Annotated in this window: 17 protein-coding genes and 1 pseudogene; 5 read left to right on the top strand and 13 right to left on the bottom strand. The window is 70.8% G+C overall.

All coding sequences use genetic code 11. The features are described from left to right. Positions 1 to 50 precede the first annotated feature (50 nt). Positions 51 to 275 (top strand): DUF3073 domain-containing protein, encoded by a 225-nt coding sequence (locus AB0J88_RS29020; protein ID WP_364350067.1) that lies wholly within the window; start codon positions 51 to 53, stop codon positions 273 to 275. A 78-nt stretch (positions 276 to 353) separates the two neighbouring features. On the opposite strand, the gene amcA is transcribed toward AB0J88_RS29020, so the two are convergent. The 5 genes from amcA to AB0J88_RS28995 form a co-directional block, all read right to left on the bottom strand. Next, positions 354 to 602: a multiple cyclophane-containing RiPP AmcA gene (amcA, locus tag AB0J88_RS29015; RefSeq protein WP_364350070.1), complete on the bottom strand. Its 249-nt coding sequence runs from the start codon at positions 600 to 602 to the stop codon at positions 354 to 356. Then, positions 571 to 1,677, bottom strand: coding sequence for a cyclophane-forming radical SAM peptide maturase AmcB (gene amcB / locus AB0J88_RS29010; protein ID WP_364350980.1), 1,107 nt, complete (start codon positions 1,675 to 1,677; stop codon positions 571 to 573). Before amcB ends, amcA begins: the two co-directional genes overlap by 32 nt. A 144-nt stretch (positions 1,678 to 1,821) precedes the next feature. Continuing rightward, entirely contained in the window at positions 1,822 to 2,973 is a 1,152-nt protein-coding gene (gene purM / locus AB0J88_RS29005) for a phosphoribosylformylglycinamidine cyclo-ligase (protein WP_364350073.1), read from the bottom strand. A gap of 49 nt (positions 2,974 to 3,022) precedes the next feature. After that, positions 3,023 to 4,603 carry an amidophosphoribosyltransferase gene (purF, locus tag AB0J88_RS29000; protein ID WP_364350983.1) on the bottom strand — a complete coding sequence of 527 codons (1,581 nt, stop codon included), beginning with the start codon at positions 4,601 to 4,603 and terminating at the stop codon, positions 3,023 to 3,025. A 107-nt stretch (positions 4,604 to 4,710) separates the two neighbouring features. Next, a complete protein-coding gene (locus AB0J88_RS28995; RefSeq protein ID WP_364350076.1) occupies positions 4,711 to 5,097 on the bottom strand; it encodes a sterol carrier family protein in 387 nt (128 codons plus the stop codon). 286 nt (positions 5,098 to 5,383) lie between these two features. Here AB0J88_RS28995 and AB0J88_RS28990 point away from each other — a divergent pair, with 286 nt between their 5' ends. Next, positions 5,384 to 7,183 (top strand): hypothetical protein, encoded by a 1,800-nt coding sequence (locus AB0J88_RS28990; protein ID WP_364350079.1) that lies wholly within the window; start codon positions 5,384 to 5,386, stop codon positions 7,181 to 7,183. Positions 7,184 to 7,302: 119 nt separating this feature from the next. Here the strand turns inward: AB0J88_RS28990 and purL are convergent. From purL to AB0J88_RS28970, 4 genes and pseudogenes are all read right to left on the bottom strand, one after another. Continuing rightward, positions 7,303 to 9,672 (bottom strand): annotated as a pseudogene (gene purL / locus AB0J88_RS28985) (phosphoribosylformylglycinamidine synthase subunit PurL); the annotation flags it as partial. After that, complete coding sequence (gene purQ, locus AB0J88_RS28980) at positions 9,669 to 10,352, bottom strand: phosphoribosylformylglycinamidine synthase subunit PurQ (protein ID WP_364350082.1); 684 nt, start codon at positions 10,350 to 10,352, stop codon at positions 9,669 to 9,671. The gene purQ and the pseudogene purL, both read right to left, overlap by 4 nt. Further along, on the bottom strand, positions 10,349 to 10,624 hold the full coding sequence (gene purS / locus AB0J88_RS28975; protein ID WP_364350986.1) for a phosphoribosylformylglycinamidine synthase subunit PurS: 276 nt from the start codon (positions 10,622 to 10,624) through the stop codon (positions 10,349 to 10,351). The genes purQ and purS overlap by 4 nt, the downstream gene beginning before the upstream one ends. Positions 10,625 to 10,748: 124 nt before the next feature. Continuing rightward, complete coding sequence (locus tag AB0J88_RS28970; protein WP_364350085.1) at positions 10,749 to 11,360, bottom strand: TMEM165/GDT1 family protein; 612 nt, start codon at positions 11,358 to 11,360, stop codon at positions 10,749 to 10,751. A gap of 128 nt (positions 11,361 to 11,488) precedes the next feature. Here AB0J88_RS28970 and AB0J88_RS28965 point away from each other — a divergent pair, with 128 nt between their 5' ends. After that, entirely contained in the window at positions 11,489 to 12,181 is a 693-nt protein-coding gene (locus tag AB0J88_RS28965; protein ID WP_364350088.1) for a trypsin-like serine protease, read from the top strand. Between the two features lie 142 nt (positions 12,182 to 12,323). Here AB0J88_RS28965 and purB read toward each other — a convergent pair whose 3' ends face one another. From purB to AB0J88_RS28945, 4 genes are read right to left on the bottom strand one after another with little or no spacing between them, the layout of a single operon-like run. Further along, on the bottom strand, positions 12,324 to 13,748 hold the full coding sequence (gene purB / locus AB0J88_RS28960) for an adenylosuccinate lyase (RefSeq protein WP_364350091.1): 1,425 nt from the start codon (positions 13,746 to 13,748) through the stop codon (positions 12,324 to 12,326). A gap of 18 nt (positions 13,749 to 13,766) precedes the next feature. Then, the gene (locus AB0J88_RS28955; protein ID WP_364350094.1) at positions 13,767 to 15,020 is read right to left on the bottom strand and encodes an MFS transporter; all 1,254 of its coding nucleotides are present in this window, start codon (positions 15,018 to 15,020) and stop codon (positions 13,767 to 13,769) included. After that, entirely contained in the window at positions 15,017 to 15,568 is a 552-nt protein-coding gene (locus AB0J88_RS28950) for a helix-turn-helix domain-containing protein (protein ID WP_364350097.1), read from the bottom strand. Before AB0J88_RS28950 ends, AB0J88_RS28955 begins: the two co-directional genes overlap by 4 nt. Positions 15,569 to 15,620: 52 nt before the next feature. Then, positions 15,621 to 16,913 (bottom strand): acetyl-CoA C-acetyltransferase, encoded by a 1,293-nt coding sequence (locus tag AB0J88_RS28945; RefSeq protein WP_364350989.1) that lies wholly within the window; start codon positions 16,911 to 16,913, stop codon positions 15,621 to 15,623. A gap of 39 nt (positions 16,914 to 16,952) precedes the next feature. Between AB0J88_RS28945 and AB0J88_RS28940 the strand changes: the two genes are divergently transcribed. Beyond that, positions 16,953 to 18,272, top strand: a complete 1,320-nt coding sequence (locus tag AB0J88_RS28940; protein ID WP_364350100.1) for a 3-oxoacyl-ACP reductase — start codon at positions 16,953 to 16,955, stop codon at positions 18,270 to 18,272. Then, entirely contained in the window at positions 18,272 to 19,126 is an 855-nt protein-coding gene (locus AB0J88_RS28935) for a MaoC/PaaZ C-terminal domain-containing protein (RefSeq protein WP_364350103.1), read from the top strand. Before AB0J88_RS28940 ends, AB0J88_RS28935 begins: the two co-directional genes overlap by 1 nt. The last annotated feature ends 80 nt before the right edge of the window (positions 19,127 to 19,206 follow it).

Below are 19,206 nucleotides of genomic sequence, written 5' to 3'. Positions count from 1 at the left end.
TCGGGGCCCGCCTTCGTGCTGCCCCGAATTCTGTGCGAGGGGGTCGAGCCATGGGGCGCGGCCGTGCTAAGGCCAAGCAGACGAAGGTGGCCCGGGAGTTGAAGTATCACTCCCCGAACACCGACCTCGCCGCGTTGCAGCGAGAACTCGGCGGCAGCGGCAAGTCGGACCACGACTTCGACGACGACTTTGGCAACAGCCAAGTCGACGACGAAGACGAGGACGACAACGCAGTAGACGACGCTTCCAACAACTGGTCGTCTCGCTCCCGCTGACCCCCAGGTCACCAACGAGCACGCGGGTCACACCGCGTGCTCGCCCGTGTCCAAGGGGTCAGCGGGCCGCTCGGTGCTTCAGCGGGGGCGGTTGTTCCAGTTGTAGAACGTCGGGATGTTCTCGAAGTGGTTCCAGGCGCACACCGCACCTCCGGCCGGATCGGCCGCCTCGGCGCGGGACCTGCGTGCCTGCTCCGCCTCGGACAACAATGCGATCAGCCCTGCCCGGGCACCGGCGACCCGTTCCGTGAGGTCGTCGGCGTCGTCTTCGGCGCCGGCACCGCTTTCAAGCTGGTCAGACGGCCGAAGGCTGGTGGTCTCGGGCATGCTGCAACACCCCTTCCAGTAGGCGGATCTTGCTGTTGCGGCAGTGGTCGGTCTCGGTCGTGTCGAACCGGCCGTGTTCGAAGTAGCGGTTGGCCGCGTGTGCACCGCCGCAGAAGCCGAAGTACGGGCAGCTCGCCCGGCACGCCTCCACACCGTCGAGGAACTCGGCGATCCAGGGCGTTCGAGGAGCCGCGCCGGCGATGATCTCGGTAAGGGGTGTCGCGAGGACGTTGCCACTGCTGAAGTCGCCGTGCCGAGGGTCCTCGAAACCAGCCAGCTCCGGAGACAGCAGCACCACCGAGCCGTCGTACGCCACGGTGGGGATCGGGTCGAGCTGCCGGGGCAGCACGCTGTCGGCGGAGCCCGCGAGCACCGCCTCGGTGTAGCGCAGCGACCACTCGATCTCGCGGACGTGGATCCGCGGATCCTGCCGCCAGGCCGCCACCAGCTCCGCCCAGAAGTCGACGACCTGCTCGGCCGGGTGAGCGTTGCCGCGGGTGTTGATGCCCTCGGTCTCCTCGATGTTGATGCCGAGCACGTCGCAGCCGAGCCCGAGAAAGTAGTCGTAGAGCTCGGCCGCCCGGCCCGGCGCCGGGTCGGAGACCACGCACAGGGCGGAGAAGCCGATGCCGTGCGCGCGGAGGGTCTCGATGCCACGCACGATCCGGTCGTAGGCCGGGCGCCCGCCCCGGGTCACCCGGTCGCCGTTGCGGTCGCGCGGCCCGTCGACGCTGACGCTGACCCGGATCTCGTGCTCGGCGAAGAACTCGCACCACGCGTCGTCGATCAGGGTCGCGTTGGTCTGCACGTGGTGTTCGACAGCCGGGTCGAACGGCGCGAGCAGGGCGGCGAAGTGCTCCCGGCCCGCGGCCAGCGGCTCGCCGCCGTGCCAGACCACCGAGAAGCGGCCGTCGCGGGCCCATCGGTTGACAGGCCCGGCGACGGCGGCGGCTACGCCGACGGGCATCTTCCGATCGGCGGACCGAAACGGGAGATAGCAGTACGCGCAGTCGAGGTTGCACAACGTCGTGGGCTGCATGACGACGTAGGAGGGCACCGGGGCGATGCCGTGCATGCCGGTGAACTGGCCCTGCCGGACAACCACCCACCCTCCTCTCCCCGTCGAGGTGTAGAGGCAGGACTTTAGGTTAGGCGGCGCTGGCCAATCGGGTAAGACCCAATCAGGTGGGCGAAGGATCACCGACGTTCGGGCGCGGGGTCAGCCGCGCGTGTGCTGGCCGATCATCTGAACGGTCCCCGTGCCTTCGATGATCTCGCCGGCCTGCCACGCGTCGATGCCACGGCCGGCGAGGAACGCCAGCGCCCGGTCGGCGTCTTCGGGCGAGACGATGGCGAACATGCCGACGCCCATGTTGAACGTCGACTCCATCTCCGGGTCTTCGATCCGGCCCTTGGACTGCACCAGGTCGAAGATGGGCTGCGGCTTCCACGTCGACCGGTTGACCACCGCGTCGACGTGCTCGGGCAGCACCCGCACCAGGTTGCCGGGGATGCCGCCGCCGGTGACGTGGGCCAGCGCCCGCACCTCGGCCTCGGAGATCAGCTTGAGGCAGTCGCGCGCGTAGATCTTGGTCGGCGTGAGCAGCTCCTCGCCGAGGGTGCGCTGCTTGCCGAAGTCGTCGACGACCGTGTCGAGCCGCATCCGGCCGGCGCCGAGCAGCACGTGCCGCACCAGCGAGTAGCCGTTGGAGTGCAGGCCGGACGAGCGCATGGCGATGACGACGTCGCCGACCTCGACCCGCTCGCGGCCGAGGATCTCGCTCTCCTCGACGACACCGACGCCGGTCGCGGAGAGGTCATATTCGTCCGGGCGCAGCACGCCGGGGTGCTCGGCCGTCTCGCCGCCCAGCAGGGCGCAGCCGGCGTAGCGGCAGCCGTCGGAGATGCCGGCGCCGATCTCGGCGACCTTGTCGGGCACGACCTCGCCGCAGGCGATGTAGTCGAGCAGGAACAGCGGCTCGGCGCCGCAGGCGACCAGGTCGTCGACGACCATCGCGACCAGGTCGATGCCGACCGTGTCGTGGATGTCGAGCTGCTGCGCGATCACCAGCTTGGTGCCGACACCGTCGGTCGACGACGCCAGGATCGGGTTCTTGTAGCGCTTGGTGTCGAGCCGGAACAGGCCCGCGAAACCGCCGAGGTCACCGAGCACCTCGGGGCGCTGGGCCTTGGCCACCTTGCTCTTGAGGAGCTCGACGGCGCGTTCGCCGGCGTGGATCGAGACGCCGGCGTCGGCGTACGTCACTGTGCGCTTGCGACCGGTCCGTCCGGATCCGGCCGTCCACGGCTGCAGACCCTCGGTGCCCGGGTTGTTAGCCGGGCCGCCGCCCCGCTCAGTAACGTGCGTCACGATTTCTCCCTTGAACGCCTTACGCGCGGTGTCTCGCTGGAGACGCCGGCTAGGAATGGTGCGTGCCGCCGCCGTTTGAGCTGGCCGCCATCCGCTGGACGACCAACGGAAGGTCGCCCGGCTTGCCACGGTCGGCTCCGCCATCGCTGCGCTGCTCGGCTTCGGCGTCGACCCGACGCGCGACGCCTTCGAGCACGTGCTTGCCGATCAGGTTGCCGGCCGGCAGCGGGATTGGATATTCCCCGTCGAAACACGCGCGGCACAAGCGCGTCTTCGGCTGCTCGGTCGCGGCCACCAGACCGCCGAGTGATACGTATCCCAACGAGTCGGCACCGATCGAGCGCCGGATGCCCTCGTTGTCGAGGCCGTTGGCCAGCAGCTCCGCGCGGGTGGCGAAGTCGATGCCGTAGAAACAGGGCCAGTTGACCGGCGGCGAGGAGATGCGCACGTGCACCTCGAGCGCGCCGGCTTCGCGAAGCATGCGGACGATCGCCCGCTGGGTGTTGCCGCGGACGATCGAGTCGTCCACCACGACGATCCGCTTGCCGCGGATGTTCTCCCGCAAGGGGTTGAGCTTGAGCCGGATGCCCAGCTGACGCAGGGTCTGTGAGGGCTGGATGAAGGTGCGGCCGACGTACGCGTTCTTCACCAGGCCCGAGCCGTAGGTGATGCCGGACTCGGCCGCGTAGCCGATCGCGGCCGGCGTGCCCGACTCGGGCACCGGGATCACCATGTCGGCCTCGACCGGGTGCTCCTTGGCGAGCTGCCGGCCGATCTGCACCCGGGCGGCGTGCACGTTGCGCCCGGAGATGGTGGTGTCGGGGCGTGCGATGTAGACGTATTCGAAGAGGCAGCCCTTGGGCTCCGGCACCGCGAACCGCGAGGAGCGCAGGCCGTCTTCGTCGATCGCGATCAGCTCGCCGGGCTCGACCTCGCGGACGACGCTCGCGCCGACGATGTCGAGGGCCGCGGTCTCGCTGGCCACGACCCAGCCGCGCTCCAGCCGGCCAAGCACCAGCGGGCGCACGCCGTGCGCGTCACGGGCGGCGTAGAGGGTGGTCTCGTCCATGAACACAAAGCTGAACGCGCCTTGCAGGGTGGGCAGCACCTCGAGCGCGGCCGCCTCCACCGACATGTCCGGCCGGCCCGCGAGCAGCGCGGTCACCAGGGCGGTGTCGGAGGTGGTGGCCGGGTCGGTGGACAGCCCCCGCTCGGCGACCTCACGAGCCAGGTCGGCGGTGTTGACCAGGTTGCCGTTGTGCGCCAGGGCGATCGTGGTGCCAGCGCTGGTGGCCCGGATGGTCGGCTGCGCGTTTTCCCAGGTGGAGCCACCGGTGGTGGAGTAACGCGTGTGGCCGATGGCGAGGTGGCCACGGAGGCTGGCCAGGGTGGGCTCGTCGAAGACCTGGGCCACCAGGCCGAGATCCTTGTAGACCACCACGCCGGACCCGTCGCTGACCGCGATGCCGGCCGCCTCCTGGCCACGGTGCTGCAGGGCGTAGAGCCCGAAGTAGGTCAGCTTCGCGACCTCTTCACCCGGCCCCCAGACACCGAAGACACCGCAAGCATCTTGCGGGCCGGGCCGCTGGGGGTCGAGGTCCTGGCTCAACCGGCCGTCGCCTCGGGGCACCTGCCGCTCCTCGCTGCTGAACTGCTCAACTTCCTGGCACGTCTTGCTCGGGCCAGTGTACGCGAGTTCGAGCCGGTCACCGTCGGCCACCTTGGCGCTCCTGACCGTCAACCGACCCGTTCGGGCGACCCGGATTCTGGCGGCTCGGGCAGGTATGCGGAGAGATCGGCTCGGCTTCCGCTGGCCTTGATCTTTCCCGCCGCGAGCGCGTCCGCCCATCGGACGCGGCCGGTCGCGACTAGGAGCCAGGTCACAGCGTCCATTTCGACCACATTAGAGGGGGTACCACGGGTATGTCGTGGTCCTGGAACGCATTGCACCGCGCCGTATGGTGGGACCCGCACCTCGACCGAGCGGCCGGGAGCCCGCTTGGCGAGGTCGGTCAGCAGCGCACGCACGGCATCACGGAGAGTGACCAACTCGGGGCTTCCCCCGGCGTCGAGGGCAGCAAGGGCGGCCGCTACCGCAGGTGACTTAATGTGCGCAGGGGACATGACGGGACGATACGACCTCTTCACGTTCTAGTTCCTTCGGCCCCTGGGTCGCGCTGATCCCGTCGGACAGGGCATAGTGACCGACGGTGTACTCGTTCGGGGGTGAGACCGGAAGGCGGTGGACGTGACAACACCACGACGAGCCTGGCGTGTACGGGCCGGTGTGGTCGTGGCGCTGATAGCTGGCGCACTGGTCACAGTATTTCCCAACCCCGCGCAGGCGGCACCACCGGCGGTGTCGATCAGTGTCTCGAACGGCGTCCTAGCGCCTGGTGAGACTGCGTCGGTGCAGATCACGGTCCAGAACCCGAACGAAAACGGCAGACAAACCGTGACCGTCACGGTGTCGACCAGTTTCGGCGAGCTGAGTTGCACGCAGCGCTGCGACGGCGACGTCAACGTCCAAGCCGGGGAGTCCGAGACCATCACCGCGCAGGTGCGCGCGGGCAACGTCGCGGCCGGCCAGACCAAGTCCGGCCAGGTCATCGTGCAGGCCACGACCAACGGCGAGGCGCCGGTGCAGGTGACCCGCAACATGCAGGTGCGCGGCGCCCAGCAAGAGCAGCCGCCCGCGGTTCAGACGGTCAAGTCGATCAGCGGCAAGGTCACCAACCAGGCCGACGGCAAGGGCGTCAACAACGCCTACGTCGCGCTGAGCGACGGTGCTGGCAAGCTGCACGAGGACTTCGCCGACGACAAGGGCAACTTCCGGTTCGAGGGCACGGAGCAGAAGCCGATCGCGCCCGGCCGGATCACCCTCGGTGCTTCCAAGGACGACAAGCGGAACACCAAGGTCATCAACGTCAACGCCGGCGGCACCGCGTCCGGCGTAGGAATCACGCTCCAGCTCAAGGTCGAGGCCACGACCGACCCGAGCACGCCTCCCACCGAGGCCCCGCTCGACGACGAGGCGACCGAGGATCCGGCGACCGAGGACGACAGCACGGTCGCCGCCGACCCCGCCAGCAACTCGGAAGACAGTGGCGGTTTCGGCAACTGGCTGGTCGTGCTCGGCGGCGGTCTGCTGGTCGCGTTCGGCGTCGGCGGCATCGTCTGGGTGATGCTGCGCCGCAAGGAGAACGACGACCCCGACGACGAGACCTCGACCACCGGCGTGCGCCCGGCAGTGCCGGTGGCCGCAGGCGGTTACCGAGGCGGCGGCGCGAACGACGCGACCCGGATCGCCGGGCCAGGCGGCGGAGCCCTCGCCGACGCGCCGACCATGCTGCACAGCCGCGCACCGGTCGACGAGTTCCCGGACCCCTACGGTGCGCCCATGCCGCCGCAGGCGCCGACCTACGGCGGCCAGCAGCAGCCCGGCTGGGGCGGTGCCGGCGCCAACGGTTACGGCGGCGGCCCGGCGACGCAGGCCGGCGGTGGCGGTTACGACCAGGCCACGCAGATGTACGGCGGCGCACAGCCCACCCAGTTCGGCAACGCGCCGGGCTCGGGCGGCGGCTACGGCGCCGGTGGCTACCCCGACGCGCCCGGCTCGGGCAGCGGGGCCTACGGCGGCGCGCCGTCCTCCGGCGGTGGCTACGGCGCGGCTCCCGGCGGCGGTTACCCGCAGGCCGGTGGCTACGGCGGCGAGCGCTTCGACGAGCCGACCGGCCGCTACCAGCCCACCACCGGTGGCGACGACTACGGTCAGCAGGGCGGCGGTGGCTACGGCCAGCAGCCGGCCGGCGGCTACGGCGGCGCGAACGGTGGCTACGGTGCCGAGCCCAACGGCTACGACCAGGGCGGCTACGGCGGTGGCGGCCAGCGCGGCGGCTACGACCAGGGCCGGGGCGCCGGCTACGACGCCGGCGGCTACGGCGCTGCTCCGTCGGGCGGCTACGACGAGACCCGCAACTACCCGGCCGACGGCTACGAGCGCGGCGGCTACGAAGCCGGTCCTCCCCCGGGCTATGACCGGGTGCCCGAGCAGCGCGGCGGCAACTACGGCGCCCCCAACGGCGGCTACGGCGACCAGGGCGACTACTACGACAACAACAACGAGGGTCGCGGTGCCCGCCACGGCGGCCGCGGCGGCGAAGGTGGTCGCGGTGGCGACCGGCGCGAGCTGGGCTGGCTCGACGACTGAGCAACGGACACGAAGAAGGGGGCCGCTTCGGTGGCCCCCTTCTTCGTGTCTGACGACTGAGCCGACATAGCAAGAAGGGGGCCGCTTTCGCGGCCCCCTTCTTTATTGCCTGATCAGCCGAACAGGCGCGGCATCGTCGAGGTGTGCGCCTCGCGCAGCTCGTCCAGCGGCACCGAGAACTGGTCGCGGATGTCGAGCGCGCCGTTGTTGCCGTCGGTCACGCCGATCGGGGTGTACGGCACTCCCCGCTCGGAGCACAGCCCGGTGAACGCCTTCTCGTGCCCGCGCGGCACGGACACCACGGCCCGGCCGGCCGACTCGCTGAAGAGGTAGACGAACGGCATCGAGCCCGCCGAGAAGTCCTCCGGCAGCGCGATCCGGGCGCCGACACCGTTGCGCAGGCAGGCCTCGACGAGCGCCTGGGCGAGGCCGCCGTCGGAGACGTCGTGCGCCGCGCTCAGGTGACCGACCCGGGACGCCTCGGCCAGCACCTCGGCCAGCGCCCGCTCCTTGGCCAGGTCGACCTTCGGCGGCACGCCGCCGAGGTGCTCGTGGGTCACCCACGCCCACTCGGAGCCGGACAGCTCGTTGGCCGTCTCGCCGAGCAGGTAGATCAGGTCACCGTCGCCGGTGGCCGGCTGGGCGAACCCGATCGGCACGCGGTCGGCGACGTTGTCGATCACGCCGAGCACTCCGACCACCGGCGTCGGGTGGATCGCCGCGGCGCCGGTCTGGTTGTAGAAGCTGACGTTGCCGCCGGTCACCGGGATGCCCAGCTCGAGGCACCCGTCGGCCAGGCCGCGGACGGCCTCGGCGAACTGCCACATGACGGCCGGGTCCTCGGGCGAGCCGAAGTTGAGGCAGTTGGTGACCGCGACCGGCTTCGCGCCGCTGACGGCCACGTTGCGGTAGCTCTCGGCCAGCGCCAGCTTGGCACCGTTGTACGGGTCGAGCCGGGCGTACCGGCCGTTGCCGTCGACCGACAGCGCCACGCCGAGCCCGCTCTGCTCGTCGATCCGGATCACACCGGCGTCTTCGGGCTGGGCGAGCACGGTGTTGCCGAGCACGTAGCGGTCGTACTGCTCGGTGACCCACGACTTGTCGCAGAGGTTCGGCGAGGCGATCATCCGCAGCAGGGTCGCCTTGAGGTCCTCCGGGTTCGCCGGCCGCGGCAGCGTCTCGGCCCGGTCGGCCTGAAGCAGGATCAGGTCCGCGGGCTCGCGCATCGGCCGGGCGTAGACCGGACCGTCGTCGACCAGCGACGCCGGCGGCACGTCGACCACCAGGTGGTCGTGCCAGGTGATCCGGAGCCGGCCGGGCAGGCCGCTGACCTCGGACGGGGTGACCTCGCCGATCGCGGTGGCGATGACGCCCCACTTGTCGGCGACCGCGAGCACCTCGTCGAGCTGCTCGGGCTTGACGATCAGGAGCATCCGCTCCTGCGACTCGCTGGCCAGGATCTCGTGCGGGTCCATCGACTGCTCGCGCAGCGGCACCCGCTCCAGCCAGACCCGCATGCCGGTGCCGGCGGAGGCGGCGGTCTCGGTGAGCGCGCAGGTGAGGCCGGCGCCGCCGAGGTCCTGGATGCCGACGACCAGGTTGGCGTCGTAGAGCTCGAGGCAGGCCTCGATCAGCAGCTTCTCGGTGAACGGGTCGCCGACCTGGACCGACGGACGGCGCGCCTCGCTGCCGTCGTCGAAGGTCGCGCTGGCCAGCACGGAGACGCCGCCGATGCCGTCGCGCCCGGTCTTGGCGCCCATCAGCACGACGATGTTGCCAGGGCCGGCCGCGTCCTTCTTCTGCAGCCGGTCGACCGGCAGCACGCCCAGGCAGAGCGCGTTGACCAGCGGGTTGCCCTGATAGGTCGGGTCGAAGACGACCTCGCCACCGACGTTGGGCAGGCCCAGGGAGTTGCCGTAGCCGCCGATGCCGGCGACCACACCGGGCAGCACGCGGGCGGTGTCCTCGTGGTCGGCCGCGCCGAACCGCAGCGGGTCCATCACGGCGACCGGCCGGGCGCCCATCGCGAGGATGTCGCGGACGATGCCGCCGACACCGGTCGCGGCACCCTGGTACGGCTCGACGAAGCTCGGGTGGTTGTGCGACTCGACCTTGAAGGTCACCGCGAGCTCGTCGGAGATCTGGATGACGCCCGCGTTCTCACCGATGCCGGCGAGCATGCGGTCGTTCGGCGGTGCCTTCTCGCTGAACTGCCGGAGGTGCACCTTGCTCGACTTGTACGAGCAGTGCTCGCTCCACATGATCGAGTACATCGCGAGCTCGGACTGCGTCGGCCGGCGGTCGAGGATGCCGCGGATCCGCTCGTACTCGTCGTCGCGGAGCCCGAGCTCGGCGAACGGCTGGAGCTCGTCGCCCGTGGCGCCGGCCCGCTCGACGGTGTCGGGACCGTCCAGGTCGTACGACGTCGCCTGGGTCGGCAACGATTTCTCTTCCGCCTCGCTCGACGCTGTGTCGGGCTGAGTTGTCATGCCGAGGCCCCCGCCAGGTGCTTGAGAATCGAGGTGAAGAAGCCCAACCCGTCGAGCGACGGACCGGTGAGTGCCTCGATCGCGTGCTCGGGGTGGGGCATGAGCCCGACGACGTTGCCGGCCTCGTTGGAGACCCCGGCGATGTCGCGCTCGGAGCCGTTCGGGTTGCCGCGCTGGTACGTCGCCACGATCCGGCCGTTGGCGGCGAGCTCGTCGAGCGTCGCCTGGTCGGCGACGTAGCGCCCCTCGCCGCTCTTGAGCGGGATGAGCACGTCCTGGTCGGACTCGAACGAGTTGGTCCACGCGGTGTTGGTCGCGCTGACCCGCAGCCACTGGTCGCGGTTGCGGAAGTGCAGGTGGCTGTTGCGGGTGAGGGCACCGGGCAGCAGGTGCGCCTCGCAGAGGATCTGGAAGCCGTTGCAGATGCCGAGCACGGGAAGCCCGCCCCGGGCACCGTCGATGATCGACTCCATCACCGGCGCGAACCGGGCGATCGCACCGGTGCGCAGGTAGTCGCCGTAGGAGAAGCCTCCGGGCAGCACCACCGCGTCGACACCGTGCAGGTCACTGTCGCCGTGCCAGAGGCGCACGGCCTCGCCACCGGCGACCCGGACCGCGCGCGCGGCGTCACCGTCGTCGAGCGAACCCGGGAACGTCACCACCCCGACGCGGGCACTCATGCCGGGTCACCCGCGGGGACGGCCTCGGCCGCCGGCTCGGCGACCTCCTGGATCGTGAAGTCCTCGATCACCGGGTTGGCGAGCAACTTGTCGGCGATCTCGCGGACCCGCTCCGGATCGGCTGCGCCAGTGAACTCGATTTCGATGCGCCGGCCGATGCGCACGGAACTGACGTCACTGATGCCGAGCCGTGGCAGCGCGTTCGCGACCGCTTGGCCCTGAGGATCGAGGATCTCCGGCTTGAGCATGACGTCGACGACGACGCGAGCCACTTGGCACTCCTGACTTTTGTACTCGGTAAGCGCGCCAAGAGTACCCGGTAGATAGACGCTGACCGGCACCCGCCCAGGCCTTGGACAGGCATCGTGGACAGGCATTACACGTGAGTACGAGCACTCATGTGGTCAGTGCCTCAACCGTGGTCAACACCGCGAGCACGAGGCAGATACCGGCGGCCACATAGCGGATCACCGACAACTTCACCCTCTTCTGCAGCCAACGGCCGAGCAGGACCGCCGCTCCGGACACCACGATCAACGCCAGCCACGACCCGACGAAGACCGCGATGGGATTTCGGCCACTCGCCACCAGGCCGGCGGTGAGCAACTGCGACAGGTCACCCCATTCGGCGGTGAACAGGACGACGAAACTCGCGGCCGCCGCGCGCAGACCGGTCCGCTGGACCTTGACGGCTTCCGCGTAGTCCGCCTGCTCGTCCTCCGGGGTCTGCCTGCCGGCCTTGCGCGCTCCGCGGAACAGCACGATCGCACCGGCCAGGAACAGCGCCGCCGCGACCAGCGCCACGGGACGCTCGGGCAACCGGGAGATCAGGCCGCCCACCGCCACCGCGACCGCGCACTGCACACCGAACGCGACGATCACCCCCAGCCACACCGGGAGCGGCGGATAGCGGGTGCTGAGCACCAGGGTCGCGACGAACGTCTTGTCGGGCAGCTCCACCGGCAGGATCAGCGCGAACGCCATGACCGCGGCGACGAAGAACTCCATCGCGACCAACGCTAATCGGCTCGTACGCCATCACCGTGTCGTATGACCGAGATTTGATGATTGTAAATGTGTCGATACGACACTAGCGTCTCGGGAGTCCGATCCACCCCCCTCGGATAGGAGCCCAGATGCGCAAACGCCTCACCCTGGCCGCGCTCGCCATCGGTCTGACCGGCGTCTTCCTCGCACCAAGCGCGGCCGGTGCCGCTCCCGTCGGCCCGACGGACCCGGCACAGATCATCGGCGGCAGCACGGTCTCGTCAGCGCCGTGGGCGGCCGCGGTGTTCAGCGGCGGCTCGTTCACCTGCTCCGGCACGATCATCGCGCCGACCTGGGTGCTCACCGCCCGGCACTGCATCAGTGGCTCGATGTCCGTGCGTGTCGGCAGCGTCAACCGCAGTTCGGGCGGTGTCACCCGCGCCGTCAGCGCCACCTACACCCGCAGCGACCTCGCCCTCATGCGGCTGAGCAGCGCGGTCAGCACCAGCTACGTGACGCTGTCGAGCGCCTACCCGCCGGTCAACTCGACCAACACGATCTACGGGTGGGGCATGACCTGCTACAGCGGCTGCAGCGCGTCCACCGTGCTCAAGACCGCTTCGGTCCGGGTGACCAGCACGAACGTGACCGACGCGTACGGCGGCCGGGCGATCCGCAGCACAGCGATCAACGGCAACGCGTGGCGCGGCGACTCCGGCGGCCCGCAGTTCTACAACGGCGCCCAGGTCGGCGTGGCCTCGACGGCCGACGGCGTGAGCATCCAGAACTACGGCAGCGTGGCCTACAACCGGGCGTGGATCACCTCCACCGCCGGCGTCTGAGCGACGCTCTCCCACAGGCGTGGCGCCCCCCAGCCAGGGGCGCCACGCCGCAGGCAGTCCTGGCGCGGATGCGGACGCTGCTGGCGCAGCCGCGAGGGCGCAGCCGCCTCAGATGGGGACGCCAGCACTTCCGGCGCGGGAGCTAGAGGATCGGGCGCGGTGAGTAAGCCGCCGCGGACGGGTATTGGCGGACCACCTCGGCGATCTTCTCCGCCACGGCGGCCACCTGGGCACCGGCCGCGCCGACGAAGGCTGCCCGGTCGGCGACCAGCGCGTCGATCTCGCCCCGGCTCAGGCCGAGCCGGCCGTCGGCGGCCAGCCGGTCGAACAGGTCGTTGTCACCGGTGCCCTTCTCGCGCATCTCCAGCGCCACGGCGACCGCGTTCTCCTTGATCACCTCGTGCGCCGTCTCACGGCCCACTCCCCGGCGTACCGCGGCGACCAGGATCTTGGTCGTGGCGAGGAACGGCAGGAAGCGGTCGAGCTCACGGGCGACGACGGCAGGATAGGCGCCGAACTCGTCGAGCACGGTCAGGAAGGTCTGGAAGAGGCCGTCTGTGGCGAAGAAGGCGTCGGGCAGCGCGACCCGGCGGACCACCGAGTCGGACACGTCACCCTCGTTCCACTGGTCGCCGGCCAGCTCGCCGATCATCGACACGTAGCCGCGGACCACCACCGCGAGCCCGTTGACCCGCTCGCTGGAGCGGGTGTTCATCTTGTGGGGCATCGCGCTGGAGCCGACCTGGCCGGGCTTGAAGCCCTCGGTGGCCAGCTCCTGACCGACCATCAGCCGGATCGTGGTGGCCAGGCTGCTCGGCGCGGCGACCACCTGGGCGAGCGCGGTGACCACGTCGAGGTCGAGCGAGCGCGGGTAGACCTGGCCGACGCTGCTCAGCACCGACGAGAAGCCCAGGTGGGCCGCGACCCGGCGCTCGAGCTCGGCGACCTTGGCCGCGTCGCCGTCGAAGAGGTCGAGCTGGTCGGCGGCGGTGCCGACCGGCCCCTTGATGCCCCGCAGCGGGTAGCGCTTGATCAGGTCGTCGAGCCGCTGGTAAGCGATCAGCAGCTCCTCGCCGGCCGACGCGAACCGCTTGCCCAGCGTGGTCGCCTGCGCCGCGACGTTGTGCGAGCGGCCCGCCATCACGAGGTTCTCGTGCTCGACGGCCAGGCGAGCCAGCCGGGCCAGCGCGGCGACCACGCGGTCGCGGACCAGCTCCAGCGAGGAGCGGATCTGGAGCTGCTCCACGTTCTCCGTGAGGTCCCGCGAGGTCATCCCCTTGTGGATCTGCTCGTGCCCGGCCAGGGCCGCGAACTCCTCGATCCGGGCCTTGACGTCGTGCCGGGTGACCCGCTCGCGCTCGGCGATCGAGTGGAGGTCGACGTCGTCCAGCACGGCCCGGTAGGCCTCGACCGCACCGTCCGGCACGTCGATGCCGAGGTCGCGCTGCGCCTCCAGCACCGCGATCCACAGCCGCCGTTCTAGCTTCACCTTCTCGGTCGGCGACCAGAGCGCGACGAGCTCGGGGGAGGCATATCGGGCGGCGAGAACGTTGGGTACCTGGGTCACCCGTCCATTCTCGCAGGGCTAGATCGCGTGGCGTAGGTGACGGACGTCGCGGCTGAGCAGCATGACAACGGTGGCCAGGCCGATCAGGGCGGCCGCTCCGACCAGAGTGGGCCGCACCCCGAAGTGTTCGGCGAGCGGTCCCGCCAGGACCTGACCGACCGGCACGGCGAGGATCGAACCCAGCATGTCGTACGAGTAGACCCGGGCCAGCAGGTCGCTCGGCACGTGCTCCTGCATGGTGGTGTCCCAGGCGACCGTGAACTGCTCGAGCGCGAAGCCGACCGCGAACCCGGCCAGCAGGAGCACGAGCACCGTCGAGGTGAGCCCGAGGGCCAGCACCAGCAGCACGTCGCCGAGGCACCAGAGCACGCCGTAGAAGAGCAGCCGGCCGGTGCGGACCCGCATCGCGACGAGCGCTCCGACGATCATGCCGGCGGTCTCCACGGCCAGGATCAGACCCCAGGCGGCCCGCCCGAAGCTCGCGTCGGCGACCACCGGGCCGAGCACGGTGACCGAGCCCGAGAGCGCGGCGTTGATCACACAGAAGCCGGCGACCACCGCCCACAGCCAGGTGCGGCTGGCGAACGCGGTCCAGCCGAGGCGCATCTCGGCGAAGATGCCCGGCCGGCTGGTCGCCTTTTCCGCCTTGGCCACGCGGACCAGCCCGAACAGCACGCCCGCGAGGAGAAACGTGCCGGCGTCGACGGCGAGACCCCACCCCGGTCCGGCGATCGCGACCAGCAGGCCGCCCAGCGAGGCGCCGGCGATCATCGCGGAGTTCCAGGCCAGCCGGTTGATCGCGTTGGCCTGCTGGAGCACGGCCGCCGGCACGGTCTGGGGCAGGATCGCCGAGATGGCCGGGAACGCGATCGCGGCGGCGACGCCGTTGACCGCGGAGAGGCCCAGCAGCAGCGGGATCGAGGCCGTGCCGGTGAGCACCGTGACGGCGACGGTTGCCTGGGTCGCTCCGGCGAGCACCGACGCGCCGACCATCACCAGGTGGCGGGGCAGCCGGTCGGCGATGACGCCGCCGAACAGGATGAAGATGACGTTGAACAGCGACCGGACGCCGACCACCAGGCCCAGGTCGAAGGCCGAGCCGGTGAGGTCCAGCACGGCGAACGAGAGCGCGATCGGCGCCACCGCGTTGCCCAGCATCGTGGTGGTGCGGCCGGCGATCAGATAGCGGAAGGCGCTGTGCCGCAACGGCGCCAGCAGGCCGGGGCGGGACGGCTCTTCGGTCGCGGGCGGAGCAGGGGTGACGGTGCTCATTTCGCGTCGGGCTCCATTCTGAACAGCGCGATCGTGGCGTTGACCCGGATGGCGCCGGGAGTACGGGGTGCGACAGCGGCCCGGTGCAGGGCTCGGCTGGCGTTGGTGATCTGCTCCTCGACCTCGGCCCAGACGGCGGGGTCGACCCAGAGCTCGGCGTCCGTGAGGTGGTTGCCCCGCACCCGCATCAGCGAGTGGGACCGGCGGCGGAGCTCTGCGGCGAGAGCCTCGTACATCAGCAGGTGGTCCGCCGTCCGCACCGCGCCCTCGGGGATCTCGGGCTTAGGGGACTCGAAGCCGGCCTCGGGCAGGTGCCGGTAGCGCTTGGCCACGCCGCCGCGGATCTTCTCCTCGCCGGCGATCTCGATCTGGCCGGCCGCGAGCAGGTGCCGCAGGTGGTAGCTGGCGTTGGCGTGCGTCAGGTCCAGCTCGCGGGCCACGTCGGCCGCGGTCATCGCCGTGCCGGTCAGCAGCGAGAGGATGCGCAACCGCAGCGGGTGGGCCAGCGCCCGGAGCTTGGCGGTCGGATCCTCATCTCCCAAAGACATGTTTGACAGTCTGAGCGACGTACGCCCAGACTGTCAAACACTTACTTGGGAGTCAGCGTTCCAGGATGGCCACCACGCCCTGGCCGCCGGCGGCGCAGATGGAGATCAGGCCGCGCCCGCTGCCCTTCTCGCCCAGCAGCTTGGCCAGCGTCGCGACGATCCGGCCGCCGGTCGCCGCGAACGGGTGCCCTGCCGCCAGCGAGGAGCCGTTGACGTTGAGCTTGGCCCGGTCGATGGCGCCGAGCGGGGTGTCCAGACCCAGCCGCTCCTTGCAGAACTCGGGCGACTCCCAGGCGGCCAGCGTGGCCAGCACCTGCGACGCGAACGCCTCGTGGATCTCGTAGAAGTCGAAGTCCTGCAGGCTCAGGCCGTGGCGGGCGAGCAGTCGGGGCACCGCATAGGCGGGTGCCATCAGCAGACCCTCGTCGCCGTGCACGAAGTCGACCGCCGCCGTCTCCGAGTCGACGAAGTGCGCCAGCACCGGCAGCCGGCGCTGCTCCGCCCACTCGTCGGACGCGAGCAGCACAGTGGACGCGCCGTCGGTCAGCGGCGAGGAGTTGCCGGCCGTCATCGTGGCGCGCTCGGCGTCGGGTCCGCGGGTGCCGAAGACCGGCCGCAGCTTGCCCAGCTTTTCCAGTGACGTGTCACCGCGCAGGTTCTGGTCGCGGGTCAGCCCCAGATAAGGAGTCACCAGATCGTCGAAGAAGCCCCGCTCGTACGCCGCGGCCAGCCGCTGGTGCGATGCCAGGGCCAGCGCGTCCTGCTCCGGCCGGCCGACGTTCCAGCGCAGCGCCGTGATCGCGGCGTGGTCCCCCATGGACAGCCCAGTGCGGGGCTCGGCGTTGCGCGGCGCCTCGGGCATGAACGCGTGGTGCGGCCGCAGGCGGGCGGCGGCCCGCAGCCGGGCGCCGGTCGTGCGCGCGGCGTTCAGCTGCAGCAACGTGCGGCGCAGGTCTTCGTTGAGCGCGAGCGGCGCGTCGGACGTGGTGTCGACCCCGCCCGCGATGCCCGCGTCGATCTGGCCGAGCGCGATCTTGTTGGCGACGAGGATCGCCGCCTCGAGGCCGGTGCCGCAGGCCTGCTGGATGTCATAGGCCGGGGTGGTCGCGTCGAGCCGTGAGCCGAGCACCGCCTCACGGGTCAAGTTGAAGTCGCGCGAGTGCTTGAGCACCGCGCCGGCGACGAGCTCGCCGACCCGGGCGCCGGACAGCCCGAACCGGGCGACCAGCCCGTCGAGCGCCGCCGTGAGCATGTCGAGGTTGCTCGCCGCCGCATAGCGGCTGTTGGAGCGGGCGAACGGGATTCGGTTGCCGCCGACGATCGCGACTCGTCTGGTCTCCATCAGTCGCCTCCCTCCGGGGTTACCCGCAAGTAGGCTATCGCTATGAGCGACCGTTACGCGAGCTTCGCGAACTCCGGTCCCGGCCGCGCGCTGGTCAAGCGGTTGGGCCTCCCGGCACCGCCTCTGCTCCGCCGCTATCACACTGGAGATCCGCTGGTCACCGGCCCGGTCCTGCTCTCCGGAGCACCCGGGGGGCGGCTCGACGGCCCGGTGCGCAAGATGCTCACCATCGCCGGCGTCGCCCTCGACGGCGGGCCGCGCTGGTCGGCACTGGTGTTCGACGCGACCGGCGTCGCCGACTCGGCCGGCCTGCACCCGCTCTACGAGTTCTTCCACGCCAACGCCCGGTCGCTGACCTCGGGCGGCCGGGTGATCGTGCTCGGCACCCCGCCGTCCGCCTGCGCCTCGCCACGCGAGGCCACCGCGCAGCGCGCGCTCGAGGGCCTGACGCGCAGCATCGGCAAGGAGCTCGGCCGCGGCATGACCGCTCAGCTGGTCTACGTCGCGCCCGGCGCCGAGGAGTTCACGGACTCGACGATCCGCTTCCTGCTCTCCGCACGCTCGGCGTACGTCTCCGGTCAGGTCATCCGGATCGGTCAGGTGAGCTCGTCGCCGCTGACCGACTGGGACCACCCGCTCGAGGGCAAGGTCGCCCTGGTGACCGGCGCGGCCCAAGGCATCGGCGCGGCGATCGCCCGCGTGCTGGCCCGCGACTGCGCCCGGGTGGTGGTGCTCGACGTGCCGGCCGCCGGCGAGGCGCTCGCCCGCGTGGCCAACGAGATCGGCGGCACCGCGCTCCAGCTCGACCTGACCAGGCCGGACGCACCGTCCACCCTGGCCGCCCAACTGCTCTCGCGGCACGGCAAGGTCGACATCGTGGTGCACAACGCCGGCATCACGCGCGACAAGACCATCGCCAAGATGTCGGCCGAGCAGTGGGACGCGGTCATCGACGTCAACCTGTCGAGCCAGGAGCGGATCAACGACGCGCTCATCCCGCTGCTGCCCGAGGGCGGTCGGATCATCTCGGTCTCGTCGACCAGCGGCATCGCCGGCAACCGCGGCCAGACCAACTACGCGACCTCCAAGGCCGGTGTGATCGGCCTGGTGCAGTCGATGGCCCCGATCCTCTCGCCGCAGGGCGTGACGATCAACGCGGTGGCGCCGGGCTTCATCGAGACCCGGATGACCGCGCGCATGCCGTTGGCGGCGCGCGAGGTCGGACGCCGGATGAACAGCATGTCCCAGGGCGGCCTGCCGGTCGACGTGGCCGAGACGATCGCCTGGCTCGCCGCACCGGGCTCGGCCGGCGTGACCGGCAACGTGGTGCGCGTCTGCGGCCAGATGTGGTTGGGTGCCTGATGTCCATCATCGAGCTCGACGGCCCGCCGGAGCTGGGTCCGATCTACCGGCGGGCGGCGATCCGGGCGCTGCCCAGGATCGGTCTGATGCCGGGCACCGACAAACGGCCGCCGATCGAGGTGCTGCCCGACGTCGAGCTCGTGCTGCGCGGGGTGTCGGTGGACCGGGACCACCTGGCCGACTACGACCGGGTGTGCGGGTTCCGGCTCACCGATCGGCTGCCGGTGACGTTCCCGCACGTGCTGGCCACCCCGCTGGCGATGCGGCTCATGACCGGCTCCGACTTCCCGTACCCGGTGGTCGGCCTGGTGCACATCGCCAACAAGATCAGCGTGACCCGGCCCCTGGACGCGGCGGAGCGGCTCGACCTGTCCGTGCGGGCCGTCGACCTGCGGCCGCACGAGCGGGGGCGGCAGTTCGACGTGGTGTCCGTGGCCTCCGTCGACGGGGTTCAGGTGTGGCGGGACGTCTCGACCTACCTACGCCGGGGCCGCGGCTCGGGAGCGTCTGGCGCTCGCGACGTTCCCCCACCGGCCTCCGCGACCTGGCGGGTTCCCGCCCGGGTGGGCGTCGACTATGCGCGGGTCTCCGGCGACCGCAACCCGATCCACACCTCCCGGCTGGGCGCCCGGCTGTTCGGCTTCCCGCGCCCCATCGCGCACGGCATGTGGAGCAAGGCCCGCTGCCTGGCCGCGCTCGAGGGCCGGCTGCCCGACGCGTACACGGTCGAGGTCGCCTTCAAGCGGCCCATCCTGCTGCCCGGCACCGTCGCGTTCTCGGCCACCCCTGGCGAGACCTTCGCCCTGCATGATCCGAAATCCGGTGCTCCGCACCTCATCGGCACCATGAGCTAACTGACACAACTGCGGCAGCCTTGTCCGTCCCTGTGCTCGGGGTTATTCTCATCTTGAGTTATTCTTAGGCAGAGAAGTTC

The organism is Asanoa sp. NPDC049475, from assembly GCF_040676915.1.
Classification (GTDB): Bacteria; Actinomycetota; Actinomycetes; order Mycobacteriales; family Micromonosporaceae; genus Asanoa.
The sequence above is the reverse complement of the archived record's forward strand: the minus strand, read 5'-3'. Positions and strand labels throughout refer to the sequence as shown.